The following is a 25,162-nucleotide window of genomic DNA, read 5'->3' on the forward strand; positions in this document are numbered from 1 at the left end:
CGCTTAAGCGTTATAACTTTGCTGTGGATAAGTTGAATTAAACGCTTTGTTATGACACAACAAAAGAACGATAAATGCTAAAAGCAACCACGTTAAAACTTCAGACTTTTTTAGACTCAGTTACCGAATGGACTGGTAAGATTATATCTTGGCTGACGCTTTTTATGGTCTTAACCGTTACTTTAGTACTTATTCTTCGTAACTGGTTCGATTTGAGCGCGATAGCTCTTCAAGAATCGGTAAACTATATGCATGCCTGCGTCTTTATGTTGGGGGCCGCTTTCGCCTTAAAACATAATGACCATGTTCGTGTTGACGTTTTCTACCAACACTTTTCACCGAAAAAGAAAGCCATTGTTAATATCCTTGGTTTCTTCTTTTTACTGCTTCCGGTCTGTCTATTTATCTTTATTTACTGCAAAGATTATGTGCTCTTCAGCTGGGCGCTTGTCGAAGGCTCGAACCAACCCGGTGGCATTCCTTTGATGTATCTTCTTAAGTCACTTCTTCTGGCGATGCCCGTTGCACTAATCATCCAAGGGGTTTCCGATACTTTAAAATGCAGTGCATTCTTGCTTGGTTGGCTCGACACGCCAGAATTCTTACGAACCGAAGAATTAGCGGAGACACACCATGCTTGAGTTGATGCCGTTATTTCTTTTCCTTGCCGTCTGTGGCGTTTTGCTATGGGGCTACCCCGTTGCCTTTTCACTCGCCGGAACCTCTTTAATTTTCGTCAGCGTTGGCGCCTTAAGCGGAGTTATCGAGCCTGTTCAGCTTAACTTTATGGCCGGCCGTCTGTTTAAAATTATGGATCGCACGACACTCATTGCTGTGCCACTGTTTATTTTTATGGGCTTAATGCTTGAGCGTACTAAGATTGCGGAAGATCTTCTAGAATCCATGGCGACCCTATTCGGTAAGCTGCGCGGTGGTATGGGCTTCGCCGTTACAATCGTTGGTATGCTTCTAGCCGCTAGCACCGGTATCGTTGGTGCGACCGTCGTCACGATGGGACTTTTATCACTGCCCGCCATGTTAAAGCGTGGTTATAAGCCAGAATTGTCTACCGGCGTCATCTGTGCATCCGGCACTTTAGGGCAGATCATTCCACCATCAATTGTTTTGGTATTATTAGGCGATGTGTTAGCCAACGCCATGACCGAAGCCAAAGGCCAAGGCTTAGAAACTGAGCAAGTGGCTTCCATTGGCGATCTCTTTATGGGCGCTGTCATTCCTGGGATGTTATTGGTAGTCGGTTATATGCTTTATATCGCCTTTGTTGCTTGGCGTCGCCCTAACGATGCACCAGCCATGGAGATTGATGATAAAGATCTAAAACACGCAATTTGGTTGGCGCTTAAAAGCTTATCGCTACCACTGATTCTAATTGTCGCGGTCTTAGGCTCCATTCTTTATGGCATCGCCACACCGACAGAAGCCGCCGCAATCGGTGCCTTTGGTGCCATTATACTCGCTATTTTACGCAAGCAGTTCACACTAGCGCGCCTTATCGACGTAATGCAATCCACGGTTAAAACCACCAGTATGGTTTTCCTGATTCTTATCGGCGCTTCTATATTTTCGTTAGTTTTCCGTATGTACGGTGGCGACGAGATGATTCGTCATTTCTTTACCGATCTACCAGGCGGCCTATTTACCGCCTTGTTGATTGTGATGGTCGTAATGTTCTTGCTAGGTTTCATTCTCGACTTTATCGAAATCACCTTCGTCATAGTGCCTATTATTGGCCCAGTATTGCTGCTGATGGGCGCAGATCCCATCTGGCTTGGCGTGCTAATAGCGATTAACTTACAAACTTCTTTTTTAACACCGCCTTTTGGCTTTGCTCTATTTTATTTACGCGGCGTGGCACCAAAAGAGATACAGACCGCACAAATTTACCGCGGCGTTATTCCATTTATTGGAATACAAGTTATTGTTCTAGCCCTAATCGCATTCTGGCCCCAGCTCTCAACCTGGCTGCCATCGGCAGTAGGCTAACATAGGATTTTTGTATGAGCTCAAACCCAATAGGTATTTTCGATTCTGGCGTAGGTGGTTTATCGGTTTATCAAGCCATTCGCAAACACTTGCCTAATGAAAATATTATTTATTTTGCAGACTCGGCCTACGCTCCCTATGGCAACCTTTCTAAGCAAAAACTACACGAGCGCTGTCAGCATATTGCTAACTTCTTCTTGAAGCACAAGGCAAAAGCGATGGTTATTGCCTGTAACACAGCCACCGCTATGATGGCGGACTGGCTTCGTGCTGAGTATGACCTGCCCATCATAGCGCTTGAACCTGCGATAAAACCTGCAGTCTCCGTTACGCGCACAGGCCACATTGGTGTTTTCGCTACCGAAAATACGTTGAACAGCAGTCGCTATCAAAAACTGGTCGCTCAATTTGCTCGCGATAAATCGATTCACCAAGTCGCTTGCCATGGCTTTGTCGAACAAATTGAAAAAGGGGATCTTGATGGCCCAGAAACCACAAAGTTAGTTAAGCAATATTTAGAGCCACTTCTCGAGTTCAAAGTCGATACATTAGTATTAGGCTGTACGCACTATCCTTTCTTAGAGAAAACCATCAAAAAAATCGCTGGCACAGCCCCGCTAAAGCTGCTCGATACAGCGGATGCGGTATCATTACAGTTAACACGAGTACTCGCTGTCAATGCGTTATTTAATAATCTACCACACGAACAGGACTATTTTTTCTCAAGCGACAACCCCAAGAACGCAACACCTGTGTTCACAAAATTACTCAGTAAAAAAGTGATCGTCAGCTCGGCATAGCACCAAAACATTAAAATCATATCAGATATCTTTAGGATATGTGATACTGTTCTCATTCTAGTAAAGATAATATCTCTTTGATTAACAGCACTACTGAGTCTGGGTAAAATACCTCGGTTAAGTGGTTGAATAATTGAGGGATGTTTTGCAACAACAAACATGGATAAGCCGTTGCCTCGTGGCTCAATTAGATCCCGAAGGCATTATCAAAAATTACACCATTCAAGTTGCCTGTAACGCTAGCGACGAAGTCGACCTTCACCGCCAAATCCGCGCTTATCTGCAGAATAATAATTTCACACTTAAATCCATTGAATACACAAGGTTAATCCAAGAGCATCTTGATCGAATGGACTATTACGATCAGGTCAGTATCAATTTAAGCGCAGAAGCTGCACGACATGGTTATGCATTGGGGCAACTTGAGCCAATAAAAGAGCAATCAAGTTCCATCAATGCCGAAGGGCCTAGTTATCTAAACATCCAGTCACAGCCGATGGAGTTTTCTATCAATCCAGAAAAGCCGTCGTGGCAACAGCCCTGGATCGATCCGAACTTAAAACAAACTCTTTTTAAAAGTGATACTAAGACTTATTTGTTACTCGATGCCACTAGTCGAGGCATTATCAGCAAAACGTTCGATCTCGATGATTACAATGACATCGACAAATGCTCCTTATATTCAGGACAGCTGGCAGAAGATTTAAAACAACAAGCACCTTACCTGCTCGATGTTACGCTCAGCGAAGAACAGCTTATGGACGACAGTTCCGTACCCAAGTTCCACCGCGACTTCTTCTCTAAATACTGGGGGAAAAATACTGGTATTTTTATTCACAGCTCAGAGCCCCTCGACAAACTGAACTTTCATCTTAAAAAATTCACCAAAGTCCAAGATGAAACGGGCAAATGGTTCTTTTTCAGATTTTTTGACCCAAGAATCATGGCGCATTATCTAGAATCCATTCAGCGCTGGCCGCAGCGTATCGCTAAATGGTATGGCGCACAAAAAGACTCACAACTCATACAAAGCTTTATTTGTGAACACATGGCGGGCAACGAATACAAAGTTTTCCAGCTAAAGCCAAACCATAACTTAAATCACTCGGGCAACATATCTTTAACCAGTGTCGAGTTTGAATTTTTCAAAGATTATCAATGGCAACAAAACAAAAAGTTAGTCGAGATAGAGTTACGACAAGACTTTCCAAACGAAACAGCCAACTTCACCAACGACGATATCAATGACTGGTTAGAATCGGCAGCTAAAAAAGGATACACCACTCCTCGCTCCCTTTACGACTACGCTTACTCAACTTTGATGGCTACTACCTATGGTTTTGATTTATCAGAGGTTGAGCAATTTTTATCAGAACAAACGACTAGTCATTTAGAAAAATCAAAATTACTTTATCAAAGCACTAAAGACGCTGTAGAGCGCTATGCTTCAGGAAGCAACACATAAGGATTTAACAATGCCACGCGAAAACTTATCCGCAACACAAAATGCAAACGACCCAGTCGCTCCATGTGACAGAAATATTATTCCAATATTTCCAGTGAGATTTGCCTTCAAGCCTGAAGTCTTGATGGAAATAGCCAATAACTACAGAAATACTAGCGCTGAAGATGATATGCATAATGAAAAAGATTATTGTCTTCGCCGAATTAGACAAGGTTTTGTCTATATTTTTGTACCTAACTGTGTAGAAGATAAAGATTCTTGTAGTGATCATAAAAAAGGGTATTGGTTAGTATTCCGCTATTACACTAGCTCCGAAGATCAAAACTCCAATGAAATTAGAAGCGATACTGAAACGCTAGGTAGCGGACAGTACACATTTCAAATGTATAATTGGGTTGACGGTCACGCTGCTGGCAAGTGGGAACTCGATAGTTCTAGAATTTACCCCTATGCTTTTGTACCAAATACTACGACACAGATCGAAATTGGTTACAGTGAATTTCGTTGGCCGTCCTACTTTTTTGAAGAAGCAGAGCGAAATCCCTCTTTTCGTGAAAATATACTTACACCCGTTGATCTCAGCGCAGAACAAACTAACTTCTCAGCGCCGATGCGTGATTTAGATAAGCATGTCGAAGAATTCAAACCTAACTTACTAGACAAGATTTCTGACTACCTGATATCACAAACTGGCATAGCTCCAGAGGATAAAAAAACGGTAGCCTTCTGTGAACGAAGTAAAACTATTGGTCGAATCATCGCCCTTCACGATCCAATGGGCCGCATTCTTGATATCAGCAATTTAGCAAAGAGCGTCAATAATACTCAGTTAAAGTTTGCTTCTGATTATCAGTACCCATTAACAATTGCCCAATGTGTTGCGAATGTTAAAGACTCCATTGATGAAAGCTGGAACACAATAAAGGGCTGGTTTAGTAACGACCCCATTGAGTCAGATACATGGCAAAATTTCTTAGATGCGAATGACAAAATCACATCAATGAAAGAGAACTTAATAAAAATACATAAAGGTACTTTTTCGCATCAACTTAACTATTCAATGATACATCAACTGCAAGCTTTGGCAGAAAATGGATTTGGTAGAAGCGAAGAAGAGGACATAAAAAACATCACATTCCTCACCAACATCATGACTCAGTTTGCTCTCGATTTGAGCACCTCCAAAGAGGGATCAGATTATATCCTAGATACGCTAAATGGCGAAGCAAACACTCAAGTAACTAGCATTTATAATTTGTTACTTAGTAAATGGAACGCGGTTATCTCAACAGTCCATAAAGGAATAACTTCAGGTATGGATCATGCTTTAAGTGCCATGGAAGCGTTCGATTATCTTCTTCAGGAGAGCGCTACTGCCTTTTCACGCTCAATGGTACAATACAACAATACTTTAATACAAAATACTACACTAGGTGTATATGGTTTTAAAACATTAAACCATCAACCTCTATCCCTTGAAGATGTTGTTAGTACATTTGATGGTGAGACACCCACTATCAATAAGAAAACAGGCTCAGTCTCAACCAATAGAATTGTGGTAATCGCTGGTAGCACTAGATTAGCAAGCCCACAGCTTAATGCCCAGCAAGTCTATACTTTACACGTACAAACCGATGCTGAGATTACTCCAGCCGCTGGTTTTCAAAATAAAGCCTATGCTCAAGAAAAATTTAGAATCGGCGGAGCTGGCCTAGCGCTATTCTTAAACTCTGTGACTATTGCAGACCTTTACCATCAAAAAAATAACCCTTCAAAATCCAAAACACAATTTGGCAGAATTGCTGATAATTTTTGGGCTAATATTACTATAGCTTATACCTCCGCCGTTACTGACACCTACCAAGCAGGTAGGGCCATTTCACAGGGAGGTTACGCTAGCTCATCGGGCAGGGCTTTAGGACAAAAGCTATTTGATAAACTATCCAAAAATGCATTATTCAAAACACAATCCGCTGTTCTCCCTAAGTTTTCTCAAAAAGCGATTGCTGTAGCCGACTTTGGCTCGAAATGGTTGGGTAGATTAGCAGGTGGAGCTGGTGTTTTCCTAAGCTTACTCCAAACCGCAGATGGTATAAAAAGTCGCAATTACTCGAAAGCTTGGGGTAACAGTCTAATAGCTTTAGGATCCGCTTTGTTTTTATATACAGGCCTAACTGGCTGGGGAGCTGTCGTTGCGGTCGTTCTTATTCTCGCAGGCATTGCCATAGAGTATTTCGGTGGGCTAAATGATATCGAAGACTGGGCAAAACACAGTTTCTGGGGCTCGTCCCACGATTATTGGGGCACTCGTAGGCTCAATATAAGAGAGCGATTACTTCTTGGCCAAGCAATTTCACGCCCCGACCATAAAGATTTTAAAACAATAAAATCCTATTTTGATGAAGAGATTAAATCCTATACAAAGCTTTTTGATAAGTTCGCTGTACTTAAACCTGAAAGCACTCAACCAACTTTTTTCCAATTAAAACTACCAAACCTAGACCCCACAAAAGGCAAGGCTATATTAAAGGTTGATATTGAAATTGAATACTGGCTAGAGTCCTCTTACATTTTTGACAACAATATAACACTAAGTAGGTTCAACTATGAACTTAACTATCAGGATAAAACAGCAATGATAGATTTTGGTGATTTTTTACCTCAAGGGCCCGGTTACATTAAAGAGATTATTATAAATGCCACTTACAAACAACCATGGCAATTACTCATGGAAGTAGATGACTACGTACTCTACGAGTATAAAGCACCCACTACAATAATCCGCGACAAGTTTGATATACAAAGAGGCTTACCAAGCACAGTAGTACACATGCCTCAATGGAGAATATAATGTCACCAAATATTAAAAAATTAACTCGCTGCTTAATTCCGCGTAGTAATGCAATAGATCTTAAAGAGTTTAAGATTCTATTTTATAGATCGAATCACATATTGTTAGGTACAACTATTTTAGCTGCTCTTATGTATTTATTAATCTCAGACTCTGAGTTTGTTAAGTTTATTTACGACTCTGTTAATTATAGAGGCCAACTATACGAACAGTATCTTTCTACAAAAGAAAGTATTAATTCCCTCCATGGCAAAGGTACTTTCAATACAAGTTTTGAGAAATTTTTGGATGACATGAAGGGTACTTATATTCATGATCTAGTAACATTGATCATTATGTGTTTTGTGATTCTTATTCCTTGGTTGCTCTATCTTTTCTGGCCCCAGCGTTGTCCAGTCCGTGTCGATAAAGAGCGTCAACTTATTTATACCTGGCGCTGGGGCAAATTATATGCATCTCGTTTCGATGCCTTAAACCCTGAAAAGAAAGAGACTGCCCACTTTCTTGAAATACGAGGTGGTTGGGGACCATTAGTTATATCTCTATATCCAGCAGGCTCAAACAAAGCTAAACGCGTTTCAATTGGTTCTTATATTCCAAAATTTAACTATCAAAATCATCAGTTGTTAGACTTTATAAGAAACTACCTCAGTGGGTTCGCCACTATTCCTAGTGACTTCAAGCCAGAACGAGGTTTCCTCGAAAAAACGTTAGTTAAGAACAGAAGCTTTCCTGAAGACACAAAACTGAACAAAGCCATAGACCATTGGTTAGCCAAAGAGTCTAAATAAGTGAACAATGATAAATAGTGGTAAAGAGCTAAATCGCTGCTTGTTCCCGAGTAGAAACTCAGTAGATATAAAATCTTTTAGAATTTTGTTTTTTCGTTCTAATCATATTTTGCTTGGGTTAGTAGTTCTTGCTGCTCTCTCATATAGCTACTTTGCTGACAGTGAGTTTAACTCATATATACATACAACAGTCAACTACGAAGCATCTATCCGTTCGGCATATAACTTTTATGAAAGCTCTATCAAGGCTAGAGGAGGTACCTACGAGCAGTTTTTTGAGGAGCAATTATATCAGGATATTACACTGATTTTATTGCTATTTCTCTGCTCTTCTTGCTTCTACTCCTTCCTTGGCTCCTCTACTTTTTCTGGCCGCAGAGATGCCCTGTCAGAGTCTGTCCACTTCCCCTAAACTGAGACAGATTTAATTAGAGTTTTCTGCGATAGTAATAGCAGGAGACGACTATGAAAAAATCACGATTCACAGAAACGCAGATCATTGCAATCCTGAAAGAAGCCGATGCCGGCATGAAGGTCGAGGATATCTGCCGAAAACACGGTATTAGTAATGCCACCTATTACAACTGGAAATCCAAGTATGGAGGTATGGAAGCGTCCGATATCAAGCGTATTAAAGAGCTCGAGGAAGAAAACGCGAAGCTGAAAAAGCTGTTCGCCGACGTCAGTCTTGAGAACCATGCGATGAAGGAATTATTCGCAAAAAAGGGTTGGTGACAGCAGATAAAAAAGACTGCGCTAAAACGTTAGTTGACGCAGGCCTGAGCATTGTAAAAGCATGTATTCTAACGGATTTGAGCCATTCTAGCTTTTATCGGGTTGAGCGTGACTGGCGTAAAGCTGATGCTGCTGTCATTGATGCCATTAATGCGGTTTTAGAAAAATCGCCCCAAGCAGGCTTCTGGAAGTGTGCTGGGCGAATTAAATTTAAAGGGTATCCGTTTAATCACAAGCGTATTTATCGCGTGTATTGCCGAATGGGATTGAACTTAAAGCGCCGCGTGAAACGGGTACTGCCAAAACGTCAAGCCCAGCCGCTGAAAGTGGTTGACCAACCTAATCATCAATGGGCGCTAGATTTTATGCACGACACCCTTTATTGCGGTAAGCGTTACCGAACATTGAATGTGTTGGACGAAGGCACACGGGAATGCCTGGCGATTGAAGTGGATACATCGTTGCCAGCAGAGCGTGTTGTTCGTGCGTTAGAACAGTTAAAGACAGAACGAGGGCTACCGATGCAACTTCGTGTTGATAATGGCCCCGAACTCATATCAGCTCGCCTGACAGACTGGTGCGAAGAGCATGGTATTAAACTGGTTTATATCCAACCAGGAAAGCCACAACAAAACGGCTTCGTCGAACGATTTAATGGCTCGTTCCGACGAGAGTTCCTGAACGCTTATTTGTTTGAATCACTGAGCCAAGTTCGTGAAATGGCTTGGTTCTGGCGGTTGGATTATAACGATGAACGAACCCATGAAGTCTTGGCAATTTACCGCCGACGGCTTACCGGGAAAAACTGGAGAACTCTAGTTTAGAACTGTGTCATTAATGGGGAAGTGGACAAAGCCAGAACGAGGTTTCCTCGAAAAAACGTTAGTTAAGGACAGAGGTTTTCCTGAAGACAAAAAACTGAATGTAGCTATCGAGAAATGGCTAGAACAAGAAAAGGCCATCAAGTGATGGCCTTTCAGATCAGATTCTATAAATAAGTGTTTATTTATTCTCAGGAATCTTAGCGACTAAACGAAGCGATGTAGAAAGCTCTTCTAGTTGTAACCAAGGTTTTAACCATGCTTTTGCATGATACGCACCTGGATTACCCGGAACTTCTTCGACTTCTACACGTGCTTCAGCTAATGGATAGCGAGCACGGGATTCTTGCCCTGCGTCTTCATCAGCGTTGACGTAGTTTAAGATCCAACGGTTAAGCCATGCTTCACAATCTTCTGGTTCCATGAAAGAACCAATTTTGTCTCGTGCCATTACTTTAAGGTAATGGGCAAATCGTGATGTCGCCATGATGTATGGTAGGCGTGACGAGATTTCTGCGTTTGCGTTAGCGTCAGGTCGATCATATTTCTTCGGCTTTTGCGTTGTGTTAGAGCCAAAGAATACCGCATAGTCTGTGTTTTTGTAGTGACAAAGTGGTAAGAAGCCAAGCTTGCTTAATTCTGCTTCACGACGGTCGGTGATACCTACCTCTGTTGGACATTGCATATCCAAGTCGCCATCGTCACTTAAGAAGTTATGCATTGGTAATGAGTCAACTTTACCACCACCTTCTGCACCGCGAATCGCTGTACACCAGCCGTATTCAGTAAATGCTTGAGTTAGCTTTGAGCCCAATACATACGATGCGTTCATCCAGCAATAATCATCGTTTTTCGCACTTTGCGCCACTTTAGTTTCTGGATCAACAGTTAGCTCTTCATAAGCAAATTCGTCAATCGGTCGCGTTGCTTCGCCATAAGGCAAGCGAGCTAATACACGCGGCGCTGTTAGAGTTACGAAACGCGAATCTTCCGATTCACGGAATCCTCTCCAACGAGCGTACTCTAGTGAGTCAAAGACTTTCTCAAGATCACGAGGTTTAGAAAGCTCAGTCCAATCATTAAAGCCGAATAACTTTGGCGACGAGGCCGAAATAAATGGTGCAAATGCAGCCGCTGCAGCGTTCGACATCAACTCTAGTGTCTCGATATCTTCTGGGTGATTAGTGAACTCATAGTCACCAATTAAGGCACCATAAGGCTCACCACCCGCCGTACCAAATTCGTTTTCATAAATCTTTTTGAACAATTGACTTTGATCGAACTCAACAGCTTTACTTAAATCTTTAAATAATTCACGTTTGCTGATGTTTAATACTTTTAGCTTCATCGAAACTGAAGTATCAGTATTATCGATTAAATACTGCAAACCACGCCACGAGCCTTCTAACTTCTGGAATTTCTCATGACGCATAATTTCAGACAACTGCGATGATAAGGCTTCATCAATTGCTTTAATTGCTTCACGGAATGTTACTGTTAGGTTTTTATTCCAGGTCACTGTGCCTTTCATTGCTTCATGCGTTAAAGTTCGAAGTAACTCTTCCGCGCGGCTTGATTCAGTCTGCTTTGTTGCTGCAATAGCTTGGCCTAACAAACCTTCTGCTTCAGTAACTGCAACTTCTTGATTCTCTACTTGTTTAGCTTCAGACATCGTTACTCTCCTTTATCATCACCAGCAACTTCTAGAGCTTTTGCTAGTTCATCCAGGTTGTCAGTGTTTTGTAGCACTTTTTCCATGATGCCTTCCAACTCTTCTGAGCGATCAATCTTAGTCATAAGGTCACGCAGCTGATTACGTGTATCCATTAACTTTTTCAATGGTTCAACCTGATCTACAATCGCCGCAGGCTCAAAGTCATCCATAGAATTAAACTCTAGGTTAACAGCCATTTCAGAGCCATCATTCTCCAAAGTGTTTTTAACTTTTAAGTTTAGGCCTGGCGCCATGTTGCGCATAACTTCATTGATATTGTCTTTATCAATTTGCACAAAACGCCTATCTTTTAAGGGTTTTAAAGGCTTTGTTGAATCCCCGGTGAAGTCACCCATGACTCCAACCACGAACGGCAGTTCTTTTTCCAACACAGCTCCATCTGTCTCCACATCATAAGTAATGTGGACTCTTGGTTTACGCACTCTTTTCAGTCTATCGTGTATACTAGCCATTTCTTATCCTCCATAGCCTATTAAAATAAAATTCTAGTCCTCGATTTCCATCGGAATACCGGATAATTTAAAGTAGTTCTCTCTTGCGTCAGTGTCTGGAATTAACTTTTGCAGTAATTCTGGTAAAGGTAACTGACTCCATTGAACCGTTTGATTAATCATGTATGACACTGGCGAGTGGGGCTCTGTTTTTCTAAAAAACATAGCGATTTCTTCCAGCTGTTTTAATGCCTGCTGTCTATCCAGTATCGCCCTATCAGTATGTGTTTTTTCCTTAGGCTCTGCTGCCTCATCACTCTCTTCAGCAACAACATCTTCCACTTCCATCTCAGCAATTTTATCTTTTGCCAAATGATTAATTGCATCACCGCACTCCTCCAATGCATTTTTAATATTTGATGTTGGTTGAGGAAGTTCATCTGTCACACTATCTAGAGCTTCGACAAAAGCTCGATAATTTTCTTTTGCACTCTCTAACTCAATGCTTAATTCTTGGTAATAGTCTGCTTTTGTCGCTTGTACCGAGCGGGTTATGTCGTCCAAGGTTACAGCACCGGAAGCCAATCTTTTTTGGCGTTTCTCTGGGTCATCAATACGCTCTATTTGTAATGCCTGCTCGTATTGCCAAAACACATAGTTATCTTCGTGCGATGTGTGGGTTATCGGAATTGACTTCAAAGGCATAATTAATGACCCATTGCCGTCGTATCCGTTTAGTCCACTAATTGGTGATACTCGAGTTAATAATCCATCTTCATCTTCTTGTGGATATAAACCCTTGTCCCAAAATTGATTTATTAACTCGGTCGCTAAAACATAGCCTTTATTAAAGCCTGAAAAGCCTTCTATTCGTGTTATCGCTTCAATGAGCCAAGCGGTCACTTCTAGATCTTTAGTTTTTGTTTTTAAAGCTTCTATCGCCAGCTCAGCAAGGGTTATCCAGCCTTCTGGAATATCATCAAAGTTATCCGGATCGACCAGTGCTTGTCGCTCTTCTTTTCTTGCTGTGTTGCGACAATCACGCAACTTGTAATAGATAGATTCAACACTTGCGTCGAGTCTTAAATCTTCACCACAGAGGTTGTCTTCTGATATTGGGTTTAGTAACTCATTAACTTCAAACATACGCTTTCCTATAGTGCATCTGTGGCTTTTAATGACTGCGCCGGAATGGTGTAATCATCTGCCTCACATTCATCATCAATCTTCACTGAGATTGCAGTGATGTTATCTTTTGCGCCACGAATTAAAGCCGAATGTATCAATGCCTTATTGATATCAACCACATTTTCAGTGGTGAAGAATTGTTGAATTTCTTTATCCGTTAATTCTTTGTTTAAACCGTCACTACATAATAGGAAAATATCTCCTGCTTTTAACTCCCCATCGAGTCTCTCTAAATTGAGGTCTTGCGACGCGCCGATAGCGCGAGTAATCACGTTCGCCAAAGGGTGACTTTCAGCTTCATCTTCCGGAATAGCCCCTGAATCAATTAACTCATTAACGTGACTGTGATCTCTGGTTACTTGCTTGAGTAAACCATTTTGGTACAAATAAGCTCGACTATCTCCAGCCCATAAAATACTATAGCGCCCTTCGTAACAGACCATGACTACAACGGTTGAACCAACCATCGACTTTTTACCAAATTTAGAAAAAGCCATTTGACGTAGTTTTTGATTGGTAATGCTTAATGCATCAATAATTTCTTGGATAAACTCCTCGTTTGTTCCTCTACGCTCGATCACAGATAGCGCATCCACGACCATGGTAGAGGCAATATCACCCGCACTGTGGCCGCCCATTCCGTCAGCAACTACCCAGAGTCCCAATTCTGGGCGTTCTATATAGTTATCCTCATTAATTTCACGCACCGTTCCGACATGAGTCGTGCCACTAGATATCCATGAAAATTCATTCTGCTGCAAAAGTTTCTTCCTCTTCTTTATTATTTCTTTCTTGCCAGCCCCAATGTTCCCACTTACCGTCTAACATTGCGCTATAGCCGTCTACAGGTGGTAATCCACTACAATAGATTACGGAACGATTCACGGCTTCCGAGCCCTCTGTCCACCACACACCCTCAATGGTCGTTGACGCTTCATCTTCATACCTCAGGCTCATAAAGTTCCCAGGCTGTTGCCACAGATATCGCATAGTAGCGCTATCTAATTCTTCATCTGAATCAGACAGACGCTGTAACAACTCAGAGACTGGTGGCTGCTCTTCTAATAGTGGAAAGCCTGCACGATTTAATCCCTTAAAAAAATCGATACTATGATCGCTTCCGTCTAAGGTGCTCATCGCCATTTCTTCGAGCTCTTCGAAGCTTTTACAATACAAGTCTCCACCACACAGCTTGCCATCCTCAAAAACTTCAAGCATAAACAAAGGATAGTATCTACCGACTTTATCGATGCTGGGCATCATAAAACCTACGATGTCTTTATTCATTTTTCGGTTTCGGATGACAAAACGCCAAATTGGGCTAGTTAAATAAAACTTTAGCCAATCATCCCCGATCTGTTGCTGGCTGATACCAAATGCTGACTGCAACCATGTATCAAGATATTCCTGCACTTGATAATCTAGGTTTCTTGAAACAAAGTCGCCTTTCGCCCTAATCTTGCCAAAACAAGCGATTTTCCCTATTTCATTCTTGTCTATAAGTTGCTCGGACAACGGAAGCCCTCCAACACCGACTTATAAAATGGGTTTTTCACACTGTTTGCCTGTAACTCAAGGATTGAACTAAAGTCACCTCTTTTGAATTCGACAAAGAATTTATCGTACGAGATGGTTTCTCTGACTTCGCCCTTATCAAGTAGCCTAAACAAGCTCCAGAAACCCTTACCTTGAATTACTTCATTTTTAAATCCGCTAGCAGGTGTAAATGTCACTGTTGCTAAACCGCTACTATCGGGACCAGGCCAGCGCATCGGATACTGCCTTGCAGGGCCGTGACGATAAGAAAGCACCTGTCCTTCCATCTCTAAGAAAAATTGTTTTACATTGACGCTTAAGCTTGTCGGTTTTAGAGAAAATTTAATGCTTGGCTCATTGCTACCTTTTGCAAAAAATGTTTCTCGGATCTTTTTAGCATTTTCAAATTGTCTTAATGTACTTCTGCTGATACCAATATCTCTGTGCAACTTCCAGGGACTGCTCGATGTATCCACAAAGACTTTTAAATGTTGGTTAAAGAAAGTATCCATTCTGCCCTGATAGCCAAAGAATGAACTAAAGTCATCTAACGTTATTTCTTTACTGCTCGACTTATCGACAGGGTAGCGTCCTTGGATAGCTCTTCGGCACTCAGGCAGAATTTCACTGCGCCAAGTATCGTTTAAGTAGCTATAAGTACCACTTGTTGTTAAGGTTTTTCCGCTAGATTCTATCTTCGTTAGCCAGCTATTCATTGGTTTTGGAGTCGAACGAGATTCCATACCAATATTGTTTATAACTGTCGCAGCCTCTGGACTACTCGTTGCTTGATAGGTTTTCTCCGCCTTATTGTTCGCATTACTGATCGACTCTAGGAATGCCTGTAGACTCTTCATCGAATCCAGCGTGGTATCCAAACGTGTCGGTTGCCCGTCATCTTGGCCGGCGAAGTCAATAATGTCCTTAAATGCTCTATCAACCACTTTCTCTGGATTCTCTTCCTGTGAATACGCATCCATATTTTTCGGCATCATGCGGTTAATGCGCGATACACGGTTACCTACTCGAGTCTGGCTTAGTCCATCTGGTGCGTTATCCGCCATATTTGCGACGTCTTGTATGCCACTTTTTTCCTGCTTAGAAAGCATCACGTTGTCGCGAACCGCCTCAAAGATTCTTTTAATTGGCGAATTAACACCGGTTAAATCTTCAAGCATAAGCGCACCTTGCGCCGGCGTTGAGAACTCTCTTACCTCAATATCATTAATCAAGTTTCTCCACATATAGATGTAGTCTTGGAAGTACTTATTTTGTACCTCTAATCGCAACTTAGTAATTTGCTGATCATCCATAGTGGTGATTTGTTGATCCGGTAGCACCCAAGACTCTTCGGCTAATAACTTGGTAATTTTTTCACTTTCGGATTTAAATACCCCATGATAGCCAGCATAGGTGAATAGTCCTGGAATACCTTCGTCCAGAGCTTTGCCGCTCTTACGATAAAAATATTGCTGCATATTTAGAGGAATGTTGTTGCTAAGCTGGAAACTCGGCATTGCATCACGGTATTCTTCTTTAAGTCGCGCATAAGCACGATCTACTAAAGAAACACTACTTAGTTTGTCTTGGGCATAATCTACTAACTTCACATCGCGTTTAGGGAATGGGATCCTTAGCTCAAGATAACTAACCAAATGCTCTAACATTTGTGAGCGGAACTGTGCATTTAAGTCTCCGCGATGCTCACGATTTAAGTAGAGTCCGAAGTAGTTTTGTATATCTTCATACTCCATATGTTCTGGCTCATAGAACATTAAATAGAGTCTTAGCATTTCATAAAGGTAGTCTGTATTTTCGGTGGCATTCGCCAACTCTCCTTCAATACTACCTTGCAAGAATGGGCCAAAGAAACCTCTTAGTGCTTTTTGGTATGCTTCTCTAGCTTGACCTCCAAACTTATGACCTTGGTACAATCCAAAACGCATTGCCAATGGTGCTTCATTAATTGGAGCATAACCTTCAGGGAACTTACGTAGTACATTCAATCCATCGTTTAATTCAAGAACGTTCGAGTCCGTTTTAAGGCCACCTTCCGTGACAGTGTCATACTCCTCAACCAGGTGCGCTGTATGCTCGATTAGATCTTGGTTTTTATAATAACTATTTATCCATAAATAGCTCACCACCAAAGAAGCCAACAAACATGCTGCGTAACCAACATAGCGGATCATTTGCTGCTTCTTTTCGTACTTTATATTGGTACCGACTAACTCAGACTCTCTAAAGATAAGCTTGGTAAACACATTCTTAATAAAATAGCCTTTACCAGAGTTATCGCCACCTTTGTTGCTCTTCAATTTAAAGCCGAAATTTTTTGAAAGGCTGCTAGAAATTCTGTCTATTGGTGATCCTTCTTGCGTCGCACTCACTAAATACACGCCACGCAACACGAAAGGTTCTTCATATCGGTTTTGTAGGAACGCTTCCTTCAAAAAGTCATCGATACCTTTTTGCGCCATGCGTAATTGTCTTGGGAAGTTAAATATTAATGCTTTGCGCTCAGGATCGCGCTCTTGCTTTAAACGCTTTAGTACCCTAGCTTCTACTTCTTTGATTAATTCCACAAAACTGCGGTTGAAGTCTGCAATGGCGCCGTTTTCGTTATAGTTATCGTTAATATCGAAGGTGAAACCTAGAACTTGTTCCCTTTCTTCTTTACTAAGATCGTCAAATGTTTCTTCAAAGCCTGCCAGCAAATCAGCTTTTGTGAGCATCACATACACTGGCACATTTACACCCAAGTGGACTTTGAGTTCTTGTATTCTTTGACGGATCGCTTGCGCGTGATCGTTTCGCTCAGTCTGAGTCTGACCCGCGATTTCAGCCAAGCTAATGGCCAAAATTGCACCATTAACTGGACGCATTGGACGGGTGTCTTTTAATAAGTTTAAGAACCCATGCCAAGCACGACTATCCACTTCTTCATAACTGTCTTGGGTGGTATATCTGCCAGCGGTATCCAACAGTACTGCCTCATTAGTAAACCACCAGTCACAGTTTCTCGTACCGCCGACACCTTTGACCGGCTCACCACCCATTGCATCTTTTAGCGGTAAGCGAACTCCAGAATTCATGATAGTAGTCGTTTTACCTGCACCAGGCGGGCCAATCATGACAAACCACGGTAGTTGGTAGATGTTCTTGCCGTTTAACTGGTTTTTCTGAAGTATGCTTAGCGCCTGCTTCATACGATCTTGTAATACCGCAACTTCTTCTTTTGACAGCTTTTCGTGCTCATCTTCTTCAAGTGGCTGCTCAACCATACTTTCAACCAATTTTTGGTTATTTTTATTGGCTTTGGTTTTCTGGAAGAAGTTATATAAGGCCCAAAGTAAGGTGATAGCAAATAGTGTTGCTAAGCGAGCAACCTCACTTTCTAGTGGCTTATATTCCGCAATTGAAATTAGCGGACCACCAAACCAGATCAAAGCAACGATAGCTGTTATCACTAGTACTGCTATTACCCACTTATTAGTAAAAAATGCTTTTAACGCTTTTAGTACTTTTCGCATGCCGCTTCCCTTATATCCCGCTTACTGTCTGAGCAGTATTCGATGGTTGTCCATACTTTGGCTTATTCGCTTGATTTTGAATTGTTCTATTTTGATCTTGTTCGAGCGATAACGTGATTTCTACACGACGATTTTTTGCCCTGTTTTCCTCGCTATCATTTTTAAACATAGGCTCTGCATCACCGCGACCTTCTGATGTCATGCGTGTTGCTAGTCGCTCGTTACCACTTAAATAGCGCACAACAGAGTTCGCTCTGGCTAGTGATAGCTCCCAGTTAGAGTGATATCTTGCCGTAAATATTTTTTGATCATCGCTATGACCAATCACTTGGATTTTGCCAGGTACAGTGGTAAGAACCTGTCCTACTTTCTCCAGCAATGGCATATAGGATTCATTCAAGTTTGCGCTACCTGAGTCAAACATTTGGCCGTTAAGGATGACAATGCTTACTCGGTCTACCTTCTCCACAACCATAAGTTTGTTCATCTCAATCTCGGTCGACAATAACTGTCGCAACTGATTGGCGTAATCCACAAACATCTTGCTATTTTCTGATTCCACCTGTGTTTCAGGGATCAAAGTAGCAAATCGCGTATATACAGGATCCGCCTGCTGACTGAGCTTGTAACTTAAAGTCATATACAGACCTAATAAGCCAGCCGAAAGCACCAGCACCATCATCCACACCGGTATCTTTTTACTGTTATTAATAATTTCGGGAACATTAGAGCGCCAATTTGGTGATAGCTCTCGGCTTAGTTCGCCCTTCAATCTCGATAATTCGCGGTACAGACGATCTTTATATTCATCCAATTGTTTATAGCCATTTGGATCGACTCGGTATTTCCCTTCAAAACCTAGCTCCAAACAAATGTACATAAACTCTAGTAGATGCTTATTCTTGGCAGGGTTAGCCATGCGCGAATCGAGGATGGCGAAAAACTGCTCACCACCCCACGTTTGCTTGTAGAAGATGCTAAGTAAGCTTTTTGTACTCCACATGCTGTTAGTGCCCCAAGGAGTATTCAAAACGGCTTCATCAATTACCGTACACAAGCAGTATCTCGCATCTGAAATATCGTCCATTTCGATGTCTGCTTTTCTCAGCTGATTTTCAAACTCACGCATCTGGTTTAAGCACTGCTTGTGCAACAAATCCACATTATTCACCACTGCGGTATTTCTTAACTCAACAGCCAAAGCAATTAACGTAGTGGCAGCATCAACAATCGGGTTAGTACCGATACCTGATACGGTAAAGGAGCCACCCGTACTCGCTCTATTCAGCTCAGGTACTAAAGTTTCATCTTCGGATGGTGGTTTAGTAACGGCTCTTTGTATTCCACCCGGTCGTGGAATTACGATTGTTTTGTCATCATCAAATGCTTGCGTCATGGTATGTCCTTATTATTTCCTTACCGCCCAAAACTCGAGTTCAAGTTCAGGGAAGTCTCCTGAGACATGGAATGCGAATCCGCCTGATGCTCCCAAGCTTTTCCAGTGCGGGCTGTTTGCATCTAATTGAAAGTATAAAAAGTCACGTTTTATTGGAATTTCTCTTGGCGCCACCGGTAAGCTGGTTATGCTTATTCCCGGTAATTGGTTATTGACCAAGTTACGAATATTCTCGACCGTACCTATTTTAGTCTGTTTAGGGAATTGAGCTCTTAAATCATCCACCTGCAGATCGGCTTTTACTGCAAGTACAAAAATTGCCTGATCAAACAACTTACGATCGTGCACCGTTGCCACTTTAATGCCGTAGCGACGCTCTTCGATAGTTATCGGGCTTGCGGCTTCTTCAATGACTGCACTTAAATAATCCTTTAGCACCGTTTTGATAATCTTAAACGACTGACTCAGATCATCGTGACGATATATTAGATTAGCGCTACCACGCCGGCTTGGTGAATAATATGTGGCTAACTCACCCTCGAATTGAACCAATAAACGGTACAATAATTCAGGATGCAAAAACGGCAAGGATATATAGTGTTTAAACAATCCCTCGTAACGGTTAAACAGTTGTAACAATAAGAAGTTTTGTATACTGTTCGAGCCACCCTGACTCACATTCACAACACGCTCAGACAGTGTTGTGGCGCGCACCGAAAGAGTCGATATCAGTTGCTTCACTGCAGATAAAAGGTGGTTACTTGCCTTAATATCAATAAGTGGTGGTATAAAGGTTTCATCCAATATCAAAGAGCCATTGCTCGTGCTCTCTTTTATTTTAGCAATGGGTAAACGAACATTGCCGTCATCATTGGTATCATCGCCTTCTAATAACAGCTTCACATTTAAGCTTGCGAGTTCCACAGATTCCGATGAACGATCACCTTCATTGTAGTCCATAAGCTCAATATCAAAACGATGATAGCGGTAGTTGTTTTGGCTATCTAATCGTTTGTTCACTAGGGCTTTATTGTTTTGCACACTTGGAACGGCAAGAAATATCCGCTTATCGGCTAAGTTTTTTTGCTCGCTCAAGTCCAAAATTGGTGGCACAGGATCGTTCTGTGGCAAGTTAAAGACTGTGCCATCCGCCAGCACCCCTCTTGCCTCAGCTAGTGAAACCTGCCCCATTAGCAAAGCATCAGGTTCGATTACTAAACGACGAAAACCCCATTGAAAAGGGTTTGTCATCGAAACACGTTGATTCAACGTATTTTCAAAATATCGTTCCTGCTGCTGAAAATGGTGGGGTGATAAGAATATTCCTTCAGCCCATACAACCCTGTTATCCATTGACCACCTACAATTCCTTTTCTGTCACTTCGATTGTCACACCGTCAAGAGTGAAAGTTACACTATGTTCATCGCCTGGATTAACTTTTGCCACGGCGCGCCATTTAGCAATTTCAATATCTCTAAACGCAGCGACGATACCTATATATTGTGTTGCAGGATTAGTCACCAATGATTGGTGAATCTCGTGCCCAGGGTTTAATTGATATTCTTTTTGCTCAACAATCGCTTTTTTCACATCTTTATCTGTTGCGTCATAGATGGAGAAAAAGTCTTTTGTTTCAAACGCAAGCTTATCGTTTAGTTGATAAACTTTTATCACTAATGGAGATGCACGGCCCGATGGGTCAGGGTTTACCTGCTTTCCAACCTCAATATTCAGTTGCACCTCTGCTCCATTTTCACCACCAAAAAATGAACAGCCAACCATCGCTAGCGCCATTCCTGCTACAAATATAGTTTTTAATAGTTGTTTCATTTTTTCCTCGAATTAATAATTTAACTTGCGCCTAACTTTTTAAGCTGTGCCTCGTAAGCAGCAGCAAACTCTTCGGAGAAGGTTTTTTCAGAACCTTGTCCTAATTCTTTTTCTGACTCTTGATGTAATGCTACAAACATATCCCACAGCTTTGCTTTTTTCGTTGCAGGTAATACTTTGTGCAGCGCTGAGTCGCTTTGATTTGCCTTTGAAATTTCCTCAGGGTTTAACGTATCCAATAAGCCCTGGATAGCCCCTTGGGTTCCAGCCATTAACGCTAACTCGTGCGAGCTCATATCTTTAAAACAGCTTTCAATAGCTTGGAACCAAGGCAGGAAGCCTGGAACTTGTCGCAAAAACAGGTTGCGTATCGCTTCATCGACATTGATCGAGAATTTAAGCGGATTATTCTCCTGAGTTCGGATAGTTGTTTGTAATACCCTGAACTCGCTCTTCATGTCTGAGCGCGCTCTTAAAATATCCAGCATCCCTTGTAATGAGAAACGTAGTGCACCGCCCATGGCCTCGAACAAAGCAGGTGAAACATCACGTGGTAAATCTTCTTCACGTAAGCCCGCAGCATTCAAAAATGATGTTAGAAATTGCTTCGCCTGTTCATCGCTAATGCTATCGAAACTAGAATTTGTTGCTGCGATCGGAGCTGGAGCAGCTGGTGCTTGAGGCTGCATAGGAGCCTCTTGTCTATAGTGCTGCTGTGGTGCTGGCGCGGGTGCTGACGTAGGTGTCGATGGTGCTACTGGCGGTGGCGATGGTGGCACTGGCGTGCTCGCTGCTTGTTCGAATCCTTGCGCCTGTTGGCTAACCGGTTGCGCTGGTGCTGCTTGTGCCTGCTCCTGAACCCGCTGCTGCACTGGCTGCTCAGAAGCTGGCGATACTCTTGGTGGCACAGATTGTTCTAGCGTTTCCTTCGGCATGGCTGTTTCAGCTGCTTCACTCTGTTGAGTAGCATCCCAATCCTCAGGAATCTGTGCCATTGGTGGGGCAAAGTTTTCTGCAAACGGATCTTGGCTAACAGCTTCAAAGTGTGACTGCTGTGAGGCAATTTGATCAATACTGTTCGTTGGGATTGGCTCTGAGCTGGCTGCTGGAGCTGGTGTCGCATAAGCCTGAGAGCCTGCAGGCACGGGCTGCGGCGCCACTGACTGCGCTTCAACCGCGACTTCAATTTCGTAATCGCCAAGCTGTAGATAATCACCATCAGCGAGCGATTGGCTATTACCTTTACCTAGTGGCTGCACTGAGCGATTAACGAATAAACCATTAGTTGAATTATCGGTGATATAATACTGACCGGATTGATAGCTTATATAAGCATGCACACTCGATATAACCTTATCAGGATCGGGCAATACCCAATCTGATTTAGCAGAACGTCCAATGCTACCGCCCTGCTCACCGAAGATCTGCTCAACCACTTGCCCAGGAGTTAACCGATGGTAACTGGTAACCTTTAATTTCAAAATGCTCATCCAGGAATCCCTAATATCTGCTTTTTATCTTGTTAGCCAAACTTCCAATAAGAACTATTGTTTTTCTAATTAGTCCACATTTCTAGTATTTATTTAAGAATATCTAAATAATCATGGATATAATGACGGCCAGTCACTTGATGATCACATGATTTTGCTTGGTGTATCTATGATCCAAAGGGCTAGCAAGGGTTAAACACTAGCCAATTTGCTAAAAAAACGACCAATTTCCATTTCCAGGCACAAATAATAATATTTAATGAGCAATAATCAAGCTATCATTTCAAATAATGTGAACATTTATTCAAGATAAACAAATAATTGATGATTTTCTTTACTTAATGTAAATTATTAGGCCGATTTGGAGGCCGCTGATCAAAATTTGAGGAAATAATGAGCGATCAAAATAATAACGAGGAACTAAAAACACCTTCAGGGGAAGCACAGGAACGTGACATTCAACACGATCAGCAAAGTACAACTGAAGATGTAGCCACAACAAACGATGATTCTGCAAGCATGGATTCAACGGTCGCAGCCAAGTATATAAAAGCTCCGACCCCTGAAGTTGAAGATGATGACGATAAAACCGTGGTACAAAATATCAGTAACCGCTCCAATACTGCCCAAACCCAGCACATGAACCTGAAAATTGGTGATACGCTTTCCCAGCGCTATAAGCTGGTGGAAAGTTTGGGCTCTGGCGGCATGAGCGAAGTTTACAAGGCAAAGGACCTGTTCGCAGAGAATGCTGGGGATAAGTCGCCGTATGTTGCGGTTAAGGTATTGAGTAATGAATTTGCCGATCACCCTGATGCCGTGACTATTATGCAGCGCGAGGCTAAAAAAACGCGCGAGCTTTCACACCCTAATATCGTCCAAGTCTATGATTTTGTTTTCGAAAAACACTTATGCTACATCGTTATGGAGCTTTTGGAGGGTGAGTCTTTAGATAAGCTAATTAAGCGTAGCCGTCCCAACGGCCTACCAAAATCAGGCGTCCTAAAAGTTATACAGCAAATGAGTTCGGCGCTAACTTTTGCCCACTCCAAAGGGGTTTTACACAGCGATTTAAAACCTAGCAATATCTTCATCACGCAAAAACAAGACGTTAAGATTTTCGATTTTGGCGTTGCTCGCGCTTTAAAACAACAAATTGATGAGTACGCCGTACAAACCCACAGCGACGAGCCCGAATTTGATGTTGGGGGTTTTACGCCAGCTTATGCCAGCCCTAACATGCTGACCAATCAGCCGATTGATGTTCGTGACGATGTTTATGGATTGGCTTGTATTACCTATGAAATGCTGACCAGTAAACATCCTTACGATAGAACGCCTGCCGATAAAGCTCTGGCTAAACAGATGCAACCTAAGAAATGCAGAAAATTGTCGCTATTTGCATGGAAAGGTTTAAAGCGTGGGTTGGCTTTGAAACACAATGAGCGTTCGGTCAATGTGGACAGCTTTTATCAGGGGTTAATTAAAAATCACACAAGAACGATTGCCATCGCCGCCAGTATTTTGGCCTTAAGCTTTGTTGCTTATAAAGTCTGGAGCAGCGATCAGCAACGTATCTCTCAACTAAAGTCTGAGCTCACCGCTCTGCATAATGAACAGTCAAAGCTTAATGCTGTTTTAGCGACTAAACCTAGCGAGATCGAAACCGCGCTTAATAACCTAAGTACTTTAACTGAAGATCACAGAGCCAGTGCTTTAAATCAGCTTCGTCAGCCTATTTATGAGCATTTTGCTGAGAAAATTGATAAGGCTTTAAAGAGTAGCAAAGGTAAATATCCTAATTATCCAGCGGCTTTAGCCATTTTTGATCAGGCGGAGCCCTACTTAGCGGATTCAGAAAAGCTAAGCAGTTATGAAAACCAAATTCTTTCCAACCGTAACCAGCTATTGAACAGTTTAGAGTTAAAATATAACTCTTTACTCGAGCTTCAGGATTATGCCGAGAAGGATAATGGCAGCGATATTTTCACTTTACAGGCGGAGATGAAGCAAATTGCCCCTAACTACCAGCCACAAATCAGTCCTCAAGCAACGCAACTCTTTATTACGTCTTTAAGCGAAGCTATGAGTTCGAATAATTTTGTTGAATTACAGAAATATCAACAAGTTGGCGATAAAATTTTTGCTCATGACCAGCAATTCCAAGAGCTTAAAGCACAAAGCTTACAGTACCTTTCAGCGGCCGATAAGTTAGGCACTTATCAAAAAGAGCTGGCGAATAACCCTGACACGGCTTTCCCGTATGATGCAGCGAAAATATTCTACAGCAGCACCTTCGATGGTTTTAGCGACAAAATCGCTGCTGCGAACTCGGTGAAATCGCTGGATGCCATTGGCGAAGAAATGAAACCATTAGCCGACTCGTTACCTGCGGACTTTGAGCTACTGACTGAAACACAAGCCCAACTTGGCAATGCCTACATCAAAATGGCAGACACCTTAAATAATCAACGTCGTTATCGACAAGGCGCTAGGAGCTTAAAGAAAGGGCGTGAAATTTTAAATCAACTTGAAGGTGCTAATTCCTAGTTACC

The 25,162-nt window shown here is 42.1% G+C and carries 18 protein-coding genes and 1 pseudogene; 9 read left to right on the forward strand and 10 right to left on the reverse strand.

What is annotated here, in order from left to right; all coding sequences use genetic code 11:
* The first annotated feature begins 74 nt into the window (after positions 1 to 74).
* The 8 genes and pseudogenes from DL796_RS03380 to DL796_RS11755 all read left to right on the forward strand — a co-directional run bounded on the left by DL796_RS03380 (position 75) and on the right by DL796_RS11755 (position 9,615).
* Positions 75 to 641 (forward strand): TRAP transporter small permease subunit, encoded by a 567-nt coding sequence (locus tag DL796_RS03380; protein ID WP_110199972.1) that lies wholly within the window; start codon positions 75 to 77, stop codon positions 639 to 641.
* Positions 634 to 2,004 carry a TRAP transporter large permease gene (locus tag DL796_RS03385; protein WP_110199974.1) on the forward strand — a complete coding sequence of 457 codons (1,371 nt, stop codon included), beginning with the start codon at positions 634 to 636 and terminating at the stop codon, positions 2,002 to 2,004. Before DL796_RS03380 ends, DL796_RS03385 begins: the two co-directional genes overlap by 8 nt.
* A gap of 14 nt (positions 2,005 to 2,018) precedes the next feature.
* Positions 2,019 to 2,804 carry a glutamate racemase gene (gene murI / locus DL796_RS03390; protein ID WP_110199976.1) on the forward strand — a complete coding sequence of 262 codons (786 nt, stop codon included), beginning with the start codon at positions 2,019 to 2,021 and terminating at the stop codon, positions 2,802 to 2,804.
* 145 nt (positions 2,805 to 2,949) lie between these two features.
* A complete protein-coding gene (locus tag DL796_RS03395) occupies positions 2,950 to 4,269 on the forward strand; it encodes a DUF4123 domain-containing protein (RefSeq protein ID WP_146205066.1) in 1,320 nt (439 codons plus the stop codon).
* A gap of 10 nt (positions 4,270 to 4,279) precedes the next feature.
* Positions 4,280 to 7,120 (forward strand): toxin VasX, encoded by a 2,841-nt coding sequence (locus tag DL796_RS03400; RefSeq protein WP_110199980.1) that lies wholly within the window; start codon positions 4,280 to 4,282, stop codon positions 7,118 to 7,120.
* Positions 7,120 to 7,911, forward strand: a complete 792-nt coding sequence (locus DL796_RS03405; protein ID WP_110199982.1) for a hypothetical protein — start codon at positions 7,120 to 7,122, stop codon at positions 7,909 to 7,911. The genes DL796_RS03400 and DL796_RS03405 overlap by 1 nt, the downstream gene beginning before the upstream one ends.
* A 465-nt stretch (positions 7,912 to 8,376) precedes the next feature.
* Positions 8,377 to 9,484: pseudogene (locus DL796_RS03410) on the forward strand (IS3 family transposase).
* Complete coding sequence (locus DL796_RS11755) at positions 9,484 to 9,615, forward strand: hypothetical protein (protein WP_265090345.1); 132 nt, start codon at positions 9,484 to 9,486, stop codon at positions 9,613 to 9,615. Before DL796_RS03410 ends, DL796_RS11755 begins: the two are co-directional and overlap by 1 nt.
* Before the next feature lie 33 nt (positions 9,616 to 9,648).
* Here the strand turns inward: DL796_RS11755 and tssC are convergent, their stop codons facing one another.
* The 10 genes from tssC to tagH are packed head-to-tail and all read right to left on the reverse strand — an operon-like array spanning position 9,649 to position 22,607.
* Positions 9,649 to 11,139: a type VI secretion system contractile sheath large subunit gene (gene tssC / locus DL796_RS03415; RefSeq protein WP_110199984.1), complete on the reverse strand. Its 1,491-nt coding sequence runs from the start codon at positions 11,137 to 11,139 to the stop codon at positions 9,649 to 9,651.
* A gap of 2 nt (positions 11,140 to 11,141) precedes the next feature.
* Positions 11,142 to 11,654: a type VI secretion system contractile sheath small subunit gene (gene tssB / locus DL796_RS03420; RefSeq protein WP_110199986.1), complete on the reverse strand. Its 513-nt coding sequence runs from the start codon at positions 11,652 to 11,654 to the stop codon at positions 11,142 to 11,144.
* A 33-nt stretch (positions 11,655 to 11,687) separates the two neighbouring features.
* Entirely contained in the window at positions 11,688 to 12,779 is a 1,092-nt protein-coding gene (tssA, locus tag DL796_RS03425) for a type VI secretion system protein TssA (protein ID WP_110199988.1), read from the reverse strand.
* An 8-nt stretch (positions 12,780 to 12,787) separates the two neighbouring features.
* On the reverse strand, positions 12,788 to 13,582 hold the full coding sequence (locus tag DL796_RS03430) for a PP2C family protein-serine/threonine phosphatase (protein WP_110199990.1): 795 nt from the start codon (positions 13,580 to 13,582) through the stop codon (positions 12,788 to 12,790).
* Complete coding sequence (tagF, locus tag DL796_RS03435) at positions 13,569 to 14,336, reverse strand: type VI secretion system-associated protein TagF (RefSeq protein WP_110199992.1); 768 nt, start codon at positions 14,334 to 14,336, stop codon at positions 13,569 to 13,571. The genes DL796_RS03430 and tagF overlap by 14 nt, the downstream gene beginning before the upstream one ends.
* A complete protein-coding gene (gene tssM, locus DL796_RS03440; protein ID WP_110199994.1) occupies positions 14,318 to 17,890 on the reverse strand; it encodes a type VI secretion system membrane subunit TssM in 3,573 nt (1,190 codons plus the stop codon). Before tssM ends, tagF begins: the two co-directional genes overlap by 19 nt.
* 10 nt (positions 17,891 to 17,900) lie before the next feature.
* Positions 17,901 to 19,286 carry a type IVB secretion system protein IcmH/DotU gene (icmH, locus tag DL796_RS03445; RefSeq protein ID WP_110199996.1) on the reverse strand — a complete coding sequence of 462 codons (1,386 nt, stop codon included), beginning with the start codon at positions 19,284 to 19,286 and terminating at the stop codon, positions 17,901 to 17,903.
* 12 nt (positions 19,287 to 19,298) lie between these two features.
* Entirely contained in the window at positions 19,299 to 20,639 is a 1,341-nt protein-coding gene (gene tssK / locus DL796_RS03450; RefSeq protein WP_110199998.1) for a type VI secretion system baseplate subunit TssK, read from the reverse strand.
* Positions 20,640 to 20,646: 7 nt separating this feature from the next.
* On the reverse strand, positions 20,647 to 21,117 hold the full coding sequence (gene tssJ / locus DL796_RS03455) for a type VI secretion system lipoprotein TssJ (protein ID WP_110200000.1): 471 nt from the start codon (positions 21,115 to 21,117) through the stop codon (positions 20,647 to 20,649).
* Positions 21,118 to 21,137: 20 nt separating this feature from the next.
* Positions 21,138 to 22,607 carry a type VI secretion system-associated FHA domain protein TagH gene (tagH, locus tag DL796_RS03460; RefSeq protein WP_110200002.1) on the reverse strand — a complete coding sequence of 490 codons (1,470 nt, stop codon included), beginning with the start codon at positions 22,605 to 22,607 and terminating at the stop codon, positions 21,138 to 21,140.
* A 393-nt stretch (positions 22,608 to 23,000) separates the two neighbouring features.
* Here tagH and DL796_RS03465 point away from each other — a divergent pair, with 393 nt between their 5' ends.
* Positions 23,001 to 25,157, forward strand: coding sequence for a serine/threonine-protein kinase (locus DL796_RS03465; protein WP_110200004.1), 2,157 nt, complete (start codon positions 23,001 to 23,003; stop codon positions 25,155 to 25,157).
* Positions 25,158 to 25,162: the final 5 nt, after the last annotated feature.

This window comes from Kangiella spongicola (assembly GCF_003194565.2).
GTDB lineage: Bacteria > Pseudomonadota > Gammaproteobacteria > Enterobacterales > Kangiellaceae > Kangiella > Kangiella spongicola.

What these genes read in the sequence shown, in the direction of transcription:
- DL796_RS03465 (WP_110200004.1), top strand. Translation starts at nt 23,001, where the DNA reads ATGAGCGATCAAAATAATAACGAGGAACTAAAAACACCTTCAGGGGAA.
- tagH (WP_110200002.1), bottom strand. Translation starts at nt 22,607, where the DNA reads ATGAGCATTTTGAAATTAAAGGTTACCAGTTACCATCGGTTAACTCCT.
- icmH (WP_110199996.1), bottom strand. Translation starts at nt 19,286, where the DNA reads ATGACGCAAGCATTTGATGATGACAAAACAATCGTAATTCCACGACCG.
- DL796_RS03400 (WP_110199980.1), top strand. Translation starts at nt 4,280, where the DNA reads ATGCCACGCGAAAACTTATCCGCAACACAAAATGCAAACGACCCAGTC.
- DL796_RS11755 (WP_265090345.1), top strand. Translation starts at nt 9,484, where the DNA reads ATGGGGAAGTGGACAAAGCCAGAACGAGGTTTCCTCGAAAAAACGTTA.
- tssC (WP_110199984.1), bottom strand. Translation starts at nt 11,139, where the DNA reads ATGTCTGAAGCTAAACAAGTAGAGAATCAAGAAGTTGCAGTTACTGAA.
- DL796_RS03385 (WP_110199974.1), top strand. Translation starts at nt 634, where the DNA reads ATGCTTGAGTTGATGCCGTTATTTCTTTTCCTTGCCGTCTGTGGCGTT.
- murI (WP_110199976.1), top strand. Translation starts at nt 2,019, where the DNA reads ATGAGCTCAAACCCAATAGGTATTTTCGATTCTGGCGTAGGTGGTTTA.
- DL796_RS03405 (WP_110199982.1), top strand. Translation starts at nt 7,120, where the DNA reads ATGTCACCAAATATTAAAAAATTAACTCGCTGCTTAATTCCGCGTAGT.
- tssA (WP_110199988.1), bottom strand. Translation starts at nt 12,779, where the DNA reads ATGTTTGAAGTTAATGAGTTACTAAACCCAATATCAGAAGACAACCTC.
- DL796_RS03380 (WP_110199972.1), top strand. Translation starts at nt 75, where the DNA reads ATGCTAAAAGCAACCACGTTAAAACTTCAGACTTTTTTAGACTCAGTT.
- tssK (WP_110199998.1), bottom strand. Translation starts at nt 20,639, where the DNA reads ATGGATAACAGGGTTGTATGGGCTGAAGGAATATTCTTATCACCCCAC.
- tssJ (WP_110200000.1), bottom strand. Translation starts at nt 21,117, where the DNA reads ATGAAACAACTATTAAAAACTATATTTGTAGCAGGAATGGCGCTAGCG.
- tssM (WP_110199994.1), bottom strand. Translation starts at nt 17,890, where the DNA reads ATGCGAAAAGTACTAAAAGCGTTAAAAGCATTTTTTACTAATAAGTGG.
- tssB (WP_110199986.1), bottom strand. Translation starts at nt 11,654, where the DNA reads ATGGCTAGTATACACGATAGACTGAAAAGAGTGCGTAAACCAAGAGTC.